The sequence below is a fragment of the Nocardiopsis sp. MG754419 genome (assembly GCF_018207095.1).
Classification (GTDB): domain Bacteria; phylum Actinomycetota; class Actinomycetes; order Streptosporangiales; family Streptosporangiaceae; genus Nocardiopsis.
The window spans coordinates 37762-49817 of record NZ_QOCZ01000005.1 but is presented as its reverse complement, the minus strand read 5'-3'; the positions used below and the strand labels follow the sequence as shown (position 1 = coordinate 49817).

8 protein-coding genes are annotated in these 12056 nt (G+C 70.6%); all 8 read right to left on the bottom strand.

Translation table 11 applies throughout. From position 1 onward, the window contains the following. Positions 1-416 precede the first annotated feature (416 nt). The 8 genes from DSY14_RS01930 to DSY14_RS01895 all read right to left on the bottom strand — a co-directional run bounded on the left by DSY14_RS01930 (position 417) and on the right by DSY14_RS01895 (position 11835). Complete coding sequence (locus DSY14_RS01930; RefSeq protein WP_211714660.1) at positions 417-1532, bottom strand: branched-chain amino acid aminotransferase; 1116 nt, start codon at positions 1530-1532, stop codon at positions 417-419. A gap of 220 nt (positions 1533-1752) precedes the next feature. Then, positions 1753-2817: a 3-isopropylmalate dehydrogenase gene (locus DSY14_RS01925; protein ID WP_211714659.1), complete on the bottom strand. Its 1065-nt coding sequence runs from the start codon at positions 2815-2817 to the stop codon at positions 1753-1755. Positions 2818-3578: 761 nt separating this feature from the next. After that, a complete protein-coding gene (locus DSY14_RS01920) occupies positions 3579-4223 on the bottom strand; it encodes a hypothetical protein (protein WP_211714658.1) in 645 nt (214 codons plus the stop codon). Beyond that, on the bottom strand, positions 4220-6211 hold the full coding sequence (locus DSY14_RS01915) for a glycosyltransferase family 2 protein (RefSeq protein ID WP_211714657.1): 1992 nt from the start codon (positions 6209-6211) through the stop codon (positions 4220-4222). Before DSY14_RS01915 ends, DSY14_RS01920 begins: the two co-directional genes overlap by 4 nt. A gap of 458 nt (positions 6212-6669) precedes the next feature. After that, positions 6670-8259 carry a phosphoglycerate dehydrogenase gene (serA, locus tag DSY14_RS01910; RefSeq protein WP_211714656.1) on the bottom strand — a complete coding sequence of 530 codons (1590 nt, stop codon included), beginning with the start codon at positions 8257-8259 and terminating at the stop codon, positions 6670-6672. A gap of 242 nt (positions 8260-8501) precedes the next feature. Beyond that, the gene (ilvC, locus tag DSY14_RS01905) at positions 8502-9497 is read right to left on the bottom strand and encodes a ketol-acid reductoisomerase (protein WP_211714655.1); all 996 of its coding nucleotides are present in this window, start codon (positions 9495-9497) and stop codon (positions 8502-8504) included. Between the two features lie 35 nt (positions 9498-9532). Then, positions 9533-10057 carry an acetolactate synthase small subunit gene (gene ilvN / locus DSY14_RS01900; RefSeq protein ID WP_211714654.1) on the bottom strand — a complete coding sequence of 175 codons (525 nt, stop codon included), beginning with the start codon at positions 10055-10057 and terminating at the stop codon, positions 9533-9535. A gap of 17 nt (positions 10058-10074) precedes the next feature. Next, positions 10075-11835 (bottom strand): acetolactate synthase large subunit, encoded by a 1761-nt coding sequence (locus tag DSY14_RS01895; RefSeq protein ID WP_211714653.1) that lies wholly within the window; start codon positions 11833-11835, stop codon positions 10075-10077. Positions 11836-12056: the final 221 nt, after the last annotated feature.

Sequence of the window (12056 nt, the reverse complement as noted above, 5' to 3'; positions counted from 1 at the left end):
CTGGGACGGCATGAGGCCAGTGTGCCACACGGTTCCCGAAGAGATGCACCTCGGAGCCGGTTCATCTCATATTGCGAGACGATTATTTCTCAGTTCGGACATCTCGGGCCGACGCTCGACGGCGTGCCCGAGGGCCAGTGTCGTCGCCGGGCACGACCCCGCGACGCACCGCGGTCCACGCGCGGGGCGCGAGCCGGAAGGGCGCGCGTCGGCCGGGACGGGCGCGACCACGGGAGCAGGCGACGCCGGTGGGAAACGACGTGGGCCGCCCGGGATCCTCCGGGCGGCCCACGGTGCGTCCGGGCACGGTGGAACGCAGGTGATGCTCTTCTGTTCGCGCGTCGGCCGGCCGTGCTTCCCCACACCCGGGGAGGAGCCGGAGGCCGCCGCCGTGCCGTCAGGTGACCGAGGACGACCTAGAAGCGGGTGATCCAGTTGTGCTTGTCGGTGCGCAGGCCCGTCTGCAGACCGACCAACTCCTCGCGCAGGCGCATGGTGATCGGCCCCGGCGTGCCGTCACCGATGGTGAACTCGCCGTCGTCGCTCTTGACGTGGCCGACGGGCGTGATCACGGCGGCGGTGCCGCAGGCGAACACCTCGGTCATCTCGCCCGACTCCGCGGCGGCCTTCCACTCCTCGATGGACAGCGGCTCCTCCTCGGCGGGGATACCCAGGTCCGGGGCGAGGGTCAGCAACGACTCACGGGTGATGCCCGGCAGCAGGGTGCCGGTGAGCGGGGGCGTGCGCAGGCGCGCGTTCTCACCCTCCCCGAACACGAACCACAGGTTCATGCCGCCCATCTCCTCGACCCAGCGGTGCTCGCGGGCGTCCAGCCACACGACCTGGTCACAGCCCTTCTCGACGGCCTGTGCCTGGGCCAGGAAGCTCGCGGCGTAGTTACCGGCGAACTTCGCCGCGCCCGTGCCGCCGGGGGCGGCGCGGGTGAAGTCCTTGGACAGCCAGACCGTGACCGGCTTGACGCCACCGGAGAAGTAGGAACCCACCGGGGAGGCGATGAGCAGGTAGACGTAGGTGCGGGAGGGGTTGTTCACCCCCAAGCCGACGTCCGTGGAGATCATGAACGGGCGCAGGTAGAGGCTGAAGTACTCCTTGGTCGGAACCCACGCCCCGTCGTGCTCCAGGAGCAGCTCGATGGACTTGAGAAAGAGCTCCTCGGGCAGCTCCGGCATGGCCATGCGCGCGGCGCTCCGGTTGAACCGGGCGGCGTTGGCCTCGGGCCGGAAGGAGGCGAGCGAACCGTCCGGGTGACGGTAGGCCTTGAGGCCCTCGAAGATCTCCTGTGCGTAGTGGAGGGCGGACGTGGCCGGGTCCAGGCTCAGCGGCCCGTACGGCTCGAGCTTGGCGTCGTGCCACCCTGTGCCCTCGGTGTAGCGGATGCTCACCATGTGGTCGGTGAACACCTGGCCGAACCCGGGGTTCTCCAGCAGTGCCTCACGCTCCTGCGGGGTCTTCCGCCGGTCGGAGAGCCGGATGTCGAACGTCAACCCAGTGGTGGTGGTGTTGTTGTTCATGTTGTCGGTGGTCCTCTCGGGTGCAACGGGTCGGCAGCGCCGCCGACCTGGAATCTAGTCTGTCGGAAGTACGCACCCGGTGCCAGACCGGTTCCACATGGGTCGAACGGACGACGGGCGCGCCGGTGTACACCGGACGCGCCCGTGGCCTGGGGTCTGTACGTGACTGAAGCTCCTCGGCCGCGCCCGGTGTCGCGAGGCAGGGCCGGAAGCGTTCGCCTCAGCCCTGCTCGGCTACTCGTGCGGCGAGGTCGTCGCCGATCTGCGAGGTGGACCGGACCGCGTCGCTGTGGGCGCGGGTCTTCAGGTCCGAGGAGACCGCCGCCTCGATCCGGCGCGCGGCCTCGGGAACCCCCAGGTGTTCCAACAGGGTGGCGGCCGACAGCACGGTGGCCGTCGGGTCGGCCTTGCCCTGGCCCGCGATGTCGGGCGCCGAACCGTGGACCGGCTCGAACATGCTGGGGAAGGTGTTGTCCGGGTTGATGTTGCCGCTGGCGGCGAGGCCGATCCCGCCGGTGATGGCGGCACCGATGTCGGTGATGATGTCGCCGAAGAGGTTGTCGGTGACGACCACGTCGAAGCGGCCCGGCTGGTTGACGAAGAACATCGAGGCGGCGTCGACGTGGCAGTAGTCCACGGAGACCTGCGGGTACTCGGCCCCGACCTCCTTGACGGTGCGCTGCCACAGCTCGCCGGCGAAGGTGAGGACGTTGTCCTTGTGCACCAGGGTCAGCTTGCGACGGGGACGCTCGGCCGCCTTGGCGAAGGCGAACCGGACCACGCGCTCGACACCGAAGCGGGTGTTGACGCTGTCCTGGGTGGCGATCTCGTGCGGGGTGCCCTTGCGCAGCACACCGCCGGCGCCGGCGTAGGGGCCCTCGGTGCCCTCGCGCACGACCAGCATGTCGATGTCCTCGGGGGACACACCCGCCAGGGGGCTGTCCACACCGGGGTAGAGCCGGACCGGGCGCAGGTTGACGTAGTGGTCGAAGTCGAAGCGCAGGCGCAGCAGCAGACCGCGCTCCAGGACGCCGCTGGGAACGGTGGGGTCGCCGACGGCGCCGAGGTAGATCGCGTCGTGTCCGCTGAGTTCGGCGGCCACGGAGTCGGGCAGCGTCTCACCGGTGCGGTGCCAGAGCCGGGCTCCGAGCTCGTACTCGGTGGTCTCGATGGCCAGGTCGTGCTGGGCGGCGGCGACCCCCAGCACCTTGAGGCCTTCGCCGACGACCTCGGGGCCGATTCCGTCGCCGGGGATGACGGCCAGTTTCACGGTGCGCGCTGCCATACGGACTGCCTCTAACTCAGACGTGGTCCCGCCCGCGATTCTCACATGGCGAGATCAGATGAACAGTAGGTGAGACAACTGTACCGGTCCGACCGACCGGTACAGTCGCCCACCCGCCACGCGGTCAGTCGCGCCGATTGAGGGCGTCCTGCAGGGCACGGGCGATCTCGTCCTCGGTGTCGGGCGCGGACGGGTACTCGATCATGTCGTACATGTGATCCTCCGGTTGCACTGTGCGATGGCCTGTGCGTACGACGCGGCCATGGCCATGGACGGGCGTGGGCGACGGTGTCCACGAGAAAGAAGGGGACAAGGAGTTCGCCCCGGCGGGATCGCCTGCCGGAGTCGCCTGCGTGGACTCGGGTGGGAGTGGGCGCACGCACAGTGCGCCGCAGGCGGCCTATGAGAGTGGCGGTGGGCGACGGGCGGACGGATCGTGGTGCCCGGCCGTGAACCCTGACCACTAACTCCTAGGACTTCAGACTATCGGATGTCCAACTATATGACCAGACTTTCTCACTATGCGAGACGACTGCGTGTCATGGCCGGTCAGAGCCGGTGATCAACCCCTTCGTCCGGTCCCGAGCAGCAGCAGACGTGTCCACCGTCCCCGCGTCAACGCCGCGATCCGGCGCTCCCACCGTTCCGCCTCCGCCCGCGCGGAGTCCCGTGCGCGTCGCGCTCTGCGACACCGACGCTCCCAGTCCGGATCCGGCCCGTTCGGCTCCCCCATGGCGCTCTCCCCTCTCGTCCGGCCCGACTCACCCGAGAAGCCCGACCAGCAGGCGCCCCGGACGGGTCCGGGTCAGCCACCGATACCGTCGCTCCAGTCGCATCGCCCTGGCCCGATGGGCGGCGGACTCGCGTTCCCACCGCTCCAGGCGGCCCTCGCCCCCCGTGTCGGGGACGGCGCTCTCTCCCGCGGCCTCCTCCGGTCGGTCGGAGGCGGCGAGCAGCAGGGCACCGTCGACCCAGTGCACACCCGACGCACCCTCGACGCACCGCTCCAACCGCGGCCCGTCCGGGTCCTCCCCGGGCAGCACGGATCGGACCAGCGCCACCTTGTACCGCTCGGCCACCCGGACCATCGTGTACACGGCGTCGTCGGCCAGCTCCGTGCCCGGGCGCACCCACAGCACGTACCTCGGCTCCGCGCGTGTCCGCTCCCCCTCCGACAGCCACCGCACCCGGGGCTCGTCCCGGTAGCGCTCCGACCACGCGAGCAGGGGGTGTTCGTCCGCCCCGTCCCCAGCACGCGGCCCGGCCGCGTCGGTGCCCGGGGCGGCGCCGACCAGGCCCACACGCACCTCGTGCCCCCGGCCGGCCAGCAGCGACCGCACCGTCACCTCGACCGGGCCGCTCTCGGCGCCCTCGACCGGAACCAACGCCTCCACCGGCACGCTCACCACCCCACCTCCGCGACGTCCGTCGGCGCACGCCCGTCCCGGCTCGGGCGATCCCGCGGGTCGGCCTCCATCAGTGCGCTGGGGCGCCACCCCGGTGCCTGCCGCTCCGCGTCGAGCCGGAGGAAGTAGCCCGCGCCCACCGTCCAGGTGTGGCCGCCGGCCTTGCGGCGCATCATGTAGTTGAGCCCGTGCGTCCGATAGATCCGCCCGCCCAGGAGCCGGACGGCGGTCAGCAGGTGGGTGTCGACCGCGCGCGGGGTGGGCCGGAACCCCCCGACCTCCTCCCATGTGCGGCGGTCGAACGTGAGCGATCCCCCCGCGGTCCGACGCGCGAGACACTCACCGGACACGTCCCGGCGCAGCGTGAGGTCGAGCGCCTCCAGGTAGACGTACTCGACGGCGTTGCCCACGATGTCCGCACCCGCGTACATGCGGGCCAGCAGCAGGTCGGACACGTGGTGGGGGGCGTACCAGTCGTCGTCGTCCATCTTCGTGAGCACGTCTCCGGACGCCCGAGCGGCGGCGGTGTTGAGGACCGTACCGAGCGGCAGGTCGGCGGCGGCCTCGACCACCTCCAGGTGCCGGCCCGTGGCCCGGAACGCGGCCACCCCCTCCCGCACCACGGCGAGGTCCATGCCGAACCCGTGCAGCCCCAGCACCACCTCGAGGTCGACGTCGCGTTGGCGGGCCGCCTGTCGCAGAGCGAAGCCGACCATCTCCGGGCGACGGGTGCACAGCAGGACCGACACCTTCGGCTCCGGTGAGCGGGGCGCACCCAGGGCGGTGCCGAGCGCACGCCAGCGCGCCCTGGTCCCATGGACGCGCAGCGCGCAGCGACGCAGCCGGACGCTGTGCTCCTCGCGTCGCAACGAGTCACGCAGGTCCGGGGCGGTCACCGAGGTCAGCAGCGTGCGCAGCTCCGGCCCCAGACAGCCCGCCCAGTCCGGCGGCTCCGCACCGAACAACGGGACGCCCGCGGCGGCCAGCCCGACGACCGCGCGGGCCGCGGCCAGCGGCCCGGTGTGCCGATCCCACGTCAGCCGGACCCCGCGCAGGTCGCGCAGGGACTCCACGACGGTGTCGGTCACCGCGCCGTCCTCGGGGACCTCCCACCGATCCCGTCCGGCGGCCCGCAGGACCCAACGTCCGTCGCGGGCGAACAGGCGTCCCGTCTCCGTGGTGGGTCGACGCGCGAACCCGATCGGGTTGACCGTCTGCTCGTCCACCGGCGGCACGTCGTCCACCGCGAACCGACGGGGCGGCTCCCCCGGGGCGACGGGTCGTTCCAGGGCCGACCACGAGGTCTGCGCCGGCGTCCATCGACGCTCACGGACCAGGTCCGGTTCGTCCTCGTGCACCCGGGCGTCCGGTGGGGGTTCCTCGGTGTCCAGCAGGACGTCCACCCGATCGGAGCCGCTCGCGCGCGGGTCGCCCGGGCGCCAGAGTCCGGTCGCCCCGCCGCGGACCCCGCCCACGGGGGTGACGGCCGGCCCGGGTCGGCCCCCGGTCACCCCTCGGGCGAGTGTCTGGAGTAGGGCCAGGGGCGGCAGCGGATCGGCGAAGAAGAACTCGGTCTCCCAGCCGGTGTCGGGGAGACGGCGCACGCGCAGGTCGAGCAGCCCCTCCCAGCCGCCGCTCCCCGGCACCACCGGGACCGGCGGCCCCAGGTGCGCGGCCGCGGCGACGAGCACCACCACGAAGCGCGCCGCCTCGGGCAGACCCGCGACGGCGGGCACCGCCCGACGCAGGTCGGTGGGGGTGGCGGCGACCAACACGACCGTGCCCACCCGGGGGCGTTCGGCGCCGGCCTCGGCCTCCGGCGCGACCTCCGCTTCGCCGACGCGGCGGCGGTCGAGGTCGATCACACGATCACGTCGATCGAGCGCACGGCCGGTCGGTACGTCCCCGGAACCGACACCGATGTGGCAGTACAGCACGGGTCCGGGGGAACGGCGGCGCAACGCCTCGGAGCAGAGCCACGGGCTCATGAGAGCCCCTGCGGGGACCCCGCGCCCCGTACCCGGACACCGCGCGCCCGCACCGGTCCGGACGGGCACCCGGCGACAGCGTCACCGCCGGCGCGAAGCCCCTCGGCGGGGTCGCACACCCATCGGTCGGGCCGACGGAACGGCCCCCGGAGACTTCCCCGGACGGGAGGTGTGCGCCGGGCCGGCACGGTGGCCGCGTCCACGGCCCACGGGCGCCGGGCGGCACCGAGGTCGCCGACCCCCGGGAACACGACGCCGCGGCCCAGGGCGCTCAGAACCCCGAGTGCGGCGTACACGAACGGAAACGGACGCGATCGACGACGGTGCACGGGTACCCCCATCCCACATCGAGGCGCCGACGCCTCGGATGACTCCAGGATGGGGGCGGTCGTCCCCACCGCCCCGGCTACCGACAAAGCGGGCGTGCACGGGGCGATCGGGACGTTCCGCTCGGAGGGTCAGTCCTCCAGGTCGATCTGACGGACGATGTCCGCCTCGATCTCCGCGGCGATCGAGGCGAGGATCCCGTCCGGCACCGCGGAGTCGACGGTGAGCGCGATCAGCGCCTTGCCGCCCTCCTTGTCCCGGATGACCTGCATGCCCGCGATGTTGACCTCGGCGTCGCCGAGCAGCGCGCCGACCTTGCCGACGATGCCGGGGCGGTCCTCGTAGGAGAGGAACACCATGTGCTCGTCGAGGCCGATCTCCATCGTGTAGTTGTTGATCTCCACCAGCTTCTCGACCTGGCGGGGGCCGGTGAGCGTACCGGACACCGACACGCGGGTGCCGTCGGCCAGCACACCGTGCACCGAGATCAGGTTGCGCCAGTCGGTGCTGTCGTCACTGGTGACGAGGTTGACCTCCAGGCCGCGCTCCTTGGCGAGCAGGGGCGCGTTCACGAACGTCACCGTGTCCTCGACCACGTCGGTGAACACGCCCTTGAGGGCGGCCAGCTCCAGCACCTTGACGTCGTGACGGGCGATCTCACCGCGCACCTCGACGTCGATGCGGGCGGCGAGCGCCCCGGCCAGCGAGGTGAACACCCGGCCCAGCTTCTCGGTGAGCGGCAGCCCCGGCTTGATCTCCTCGGCCACACCGGTGCCCTGCACGTTCACCGCGTCCGGCACGAACTCGCCGGACAGGGCCAGCTTCACCGAGCGGGCGACCTGGGTACCGGCCTTCTCCTGTGCCTCGGCGGTGCTGGCGCCCAGGTGCGGGGCGACCACGACGTTCTCGAACTCGAACAGCGGGCTGTCGGTGGTCGGCTCCTTGGCGAACACGTCGATGCCCGCACCCGCCACGCGGCCCTCCGCGAGGGCCCGGTACAGGGCGCCTTCGTCGAGGATGCCACCGCGCGCGGCGTTGATGATCCGCACCGAGGGCTTGACCTTCGTCAGCGCCTCGTCACCGATGAGACCCAGGGTGTCCTTGTTCTTGGGCAGGTGGATCGTGATGAAGTCGGCGCGCTCCAGCAGGTCGTCGAGCGTGGTCATCTCCACGCCGATCTGCGCGGCGCGGGCCGGCTGCACGAACGGGTCGTAGGCGATGACCTTGGTGCCGAACGCCAACAGACGCTGGGCGACCAGGGCGCCGATGCGGCCGAGGCCGACCACGCCCACGACCTTCTCGTAGAGCTCGACACCCGTGTACTCGGAGCGCTTCCACGCGCCGTTGATGAGCGCGTTGTGGGCGGGGGCGGTGTTGCGGGCGCTGGCCAGCAGCAGGTTGATGGCCTGCTCGGCGGCGCTGATGATGTTGGATGTGGGGGCGTTGACGACGAGCACGCCGGCCTTGGTGGCGGCGTCCACGTCGACGTTGTCCAGACCGACTCCCGCGCGGGCCACGACCTGGAGGCGGTCGGCCGCGGCGACGGCCTCGGCGTCCACCTGGGTCGCGCTGCGCACGATCAGGGCGTCGACGCCGGTGAGGGCCGGAAGCAGTTGGGACCGGTCCGCACCGTCCACATGGCGCACTTCGAAGTCGTCTTCGAGGAGCGCGATTCCGGCGGGCGAGAGCTTTTCCGCGACGAGTACGACGGGTTTGGTCACAACGGTTCCTTTTCGGGTGATGCGACCCGATCGCGCAGGTGGAGGCGCTGCCCGAATCGGGTGTGACGGCCGGTCCAAAGTCTACTAGCGGGGTAGGGAAGCCCTCAGGTCGAGGGCCGGAAAGAGGGAGGAAAGATGCGTCACCCTTCCCCCCGCCCCCTGCTGTACGTTCGGGCGCCGGCGGTCACCCGCCGGCGCCCGAACCCGGGCCGCGGCACGGCGCGGGCCCGAAGCGGTCACTCTCAGGCCTTGAGCCAGCTCATCAGCGGACGCAGCTCGGCGCCCACCTTCTCGATCTGCTCGCCCTGCTCGGCCTCACGGCGCTTGGTGAAGGTCGGCTGACCGGCGTCGAACTCGGCCATGAGCTCCTGGGCGTAGGTGCCGTCCTGGATCTCGCCGAGGACCTTGCGCATCTCCTCGCGGGTCTGCTCGGTGATCAGACGCGGACCGCGGGTGTAGCCGCCGTACTCGGCGTTGTCCGACACCGACCAGTTCATCTTGGAGATGCCGCCCTCGTACATGAGGTCGACGATGAGCTTGAGCTCGTGCAGGCACTCGAAGTAGGCGATCTCCGGCTGGTAGCCCGCCTCGACGAGGGTGGAGAAACCGGCCTTGACGAGCTCCTCGGTACCGCCGCAGAGCACGACCTGCTCACCGAACAGGTCGGTCTCGGTCTCCTCGGTGAAGGTGGTCCGGATGACGCCGGCCTTGGTGCCGCCGATGCCCTTGGCCCAGGACAGGGCCAGGTCCCAGGCCTGTCCGCTGGCGTCCTTCTCGACCGCGACGAGGCAGGGCACACCGCGCCCGGCCTCGTACTGACGGCGGACCAGGTGACCGGGGCCCTTGGGCGCGACCATGGCGACGTCGACGCCCTCGGGGGCCTGGATGAGGCCGTAACGGATGCTGAACCCGTGCCCGAAGAACAGCGCGTTGCCGGCCTCCAGGTTGGGCGCGATCTCCTGGGCGTACAGGTCGCGGTGGATGTGGTCGGGGACCAGGATCATGATGACGTCGGCCTCGCGGGTGGCCTCCGCGGGGCTGAGGACCCGCAGGCCCTCCTCCTCGGCCTTGGCGCGGCTCTTGGAGCCCTCGGCCAGACCGATACGGACGTCCACGCCCGAGTCGCGCAGCGACAGCGCGTGGGCGTGCCCCTGGCTGCCGTAGCCGATCACGGCGACCTTCTTGCCCTGGATGAGCGCGAGGTCCGCGGCGTCGTCGTAGTACATCTCTGCTGCCACTTGGGGTTACTCCTTGATTCCTGTGTTACGGGGGCTCAGGCGCTGCGTTCGATCGCTCGCAAGGAGCGGTCCGTGATGGAACGCGGGCCACGGCCCAGGGCGACCAGCCCTGACTTGACCAGTTCCCTGATTCCGAAGGGTTCCAGATTCTTCACCAGGGCATCGAGCTTCTCGGGGTCGCCGGTGGCCTCGATGACGACGACGTCCGGGCTCACGTCCACGATGTGGGCGCGGAAGAGCTCGGCCGTCTGAAGCACATGGGTGCGGCTGGACGCGTCGGCCTTGACCTTGATCAAGAGCAGCTCGCGCTGCACCGACGCGGTGGTGTCCATCTCCACGATCTTGACGACGTTCACCAGCTTGTTGAGCTGTTTGGTCACCTGCTCCAAAGGGTGGAGGTCGCAGTTGACCGCGATCGTCATGCGGGACAGTCCGGGGTACTCGGTCGTGCTGACACTGAGCGAGTCGATGTTGAAACCACGACGGGAGAAGAGGGCGGAGGCCCGGGCCAGGATGCCCGGGGTGTCCTCGACCAGAACGGAAAGCGTGTGACGGCTCATGGTGGTTCGGCCTTCTCCTAGTCCTGGTGTTCCCAGTTCGGCGCCATGTCGCGCGCGTACTGGATGTTGTCGTTGCTGACACCGGGACCGACCATCGGCCAGACCATGGCGTCGTGGTTGACGCTGAAGTCGACGACCACGGGGACGTCGTTGATGGACATCGCCTTCTCGATGGTGGCGTCGATGTCCTCGGGGCGCTCGCACCGCAGTCCCACACAACCGTAGGCCTCGGAGAGACGGACGAAGTCCGGAATGCGGACCTTCTCGTCCCGCGGCGCGGTCTGCAGGTCGGTGTTGGAGTAGCGACCCTCGTAGAAGAGCGTCTGCCACTGGCGGACCATGCCCAGGTTGCCGTTGTTGACCACGGCGACCTTGATCGGGATGCCCTCGATGGCGCAGGTGGCGAGCTCCTGGTTGGTCATCTGGAAGCACCCGTCGCCGTCGATCGACCAGACGACGCGGTCGGGGTCGCCGACCTTCGCGCCCAGGGCGGCGGGGACGGAGAAGCCCATCGTGCCGAGACCACCGGAGTTGACGAACGCGCCGGGGCGTTCGTAGTCGACGAACTGCGCGGCCCACATCTGGTGCTGACCGACACCGGCGACGTAGGTGGCCTCGGGGCCCACGACCTGGCCCAGGCGCTGGATGACGCCCTGCGGCGACAGGGTGCCGTCGTCGGGGGTGTCGAAGCCCTTGGGGTAGGTGGTGCGCAGCTGGTCGAGCCGGTGCCACCAGGCCTCGTAGTCACCCTGGCGGCCCTTCTCCTGGTCGGCGCGCACGGACACGACCAGGTCGGCCAGGACCTCGCGGCAGTCACCGACGATGGGGACGTCCGCGTGCCGGTTCTTGGAGATCTCGGCCGGGTCGATGTCGGCGTGGACGATCTTGGCGTCGGGCGCGAAACTGTCCAGCCGGCCGGTGACCCGGTCGTCGAAGCGAGCGCCCAGGGCGACGATGAGGTCCGCCTTCTGCAGTGCGCCGACGGCGGCGACGTCACCGTGCATGCCGGGCATGCCCAGGTGCTGGGGGTGGGAGTCGGGGAAGACGCCCCGGGCCATCAGGGTGGTGACCACGGGAACGCCCGTGAGTTCGGCCAGGACCCGCAGCTCGGCCGCGGCGCCGGCGCGCAGGACACCGCCGCCCACGTACAGGACGGGGCGCTTGGCGTCGGCGATCATGCGGGCGGCCTCGCGGACCTGCTTGCCGTGGGGCTTGGTGACCGGGCGGTAGCCGGGCAGGTCCAGCCGCTCGGGCCAGACGAAGTCGGCGGAGGCCTGGAGCGCGTCCTTGGAGACGTCGACCAGGACGGGACCGGGACGTCCGCTGGAGGCGATGTGGAAGGCCTCGGCGACGGTGCGCGGGATGTCCCGCACGTCCTTGACCAGGAAGTTGTGCTTGGTGATCGGCATCGTGATGCCGCAGATGTCGGCTTCCTGGAAGGCGTCGGTGCCGATCATCGGCGAGGCGACCTGGCCGGTGATGGCGACCATCGGGACCGAGTCCATGTGGGCGTCGGCGAGCGGCGTGACGAGGTTGGTGGCACCGGGTCCACTGGTGGCCATGCAGACTCCGGGACGTCCGGTGGCGTAGGCGTAGCCCTCGGCCGCGTGCCCGGCTCCCTGTTCGTGCCGCATGAGGATGTGACGCACCCTGGCGGAGTCGTAGAGGGGGTCGTACGCGGGGAGGATGGCGCCGCCGGGAATCCCGAAGACAGTGTCAACGCCGGCGTGCTCCAGCGACCTGATCAGCGATTGGGCGCCGGTCATCTGCTCGGTCATCTCAAGATCCTTCAGCGAGGGCCCAGAGCTGCGGTGAGGCTCTGGAGGTGGTGGTTCCGGTTCTCGTGGCCTGGTGCGGCAATAAAAAAACCCCCACCGCCCGGTGGCGGTCGAGGGGTGGCGCGCAGCAGAAGAAACTCAGTGGGCTGCGCGCCGACCAAGTACGAGAATCAGGGAGTTGTTCTGCACGCTGACAACATTGGCCGAAAGAGCGGGCACCC

Coding starts and splice junctions, on each gene's coding strand:
- DSY14_RS01930 (WP_211714660.1), bottom strand. CDS start 1,532: ATGAACAACAACACCACCACCACTGGGTTGACGTTCGACATCCGGCTC.
- DSY14_RS01925 (WP_211714659.1), bottom strand. CDS start 2,817: ATGGCAGCGCGCACCGTGAAACTGGCCGTCATCCCCGGCGACGGAATC.
- DSY14_RS01915 (WP_211714657.1), bottom strand. CDS start 6,211: ATGAGCCCGTGGCTCTGCTCCGAGGCGTTGCGCCGCCGTTCCCCCGGA.
- ilvN (WP_211714654.1), bottom strand. CDS start 10,057: ATGAGCCGTCACACGCTTTCCGTTCTGGTCGAGGACACCCCGGGCATC.
- DSY14_RS01895 (WP_211714653.1), bottom strand. CDS start 11,835: ATGACCGAGCAGATGACCGGCGCCCAATCGCTGATCAGGTCGCTGGAG.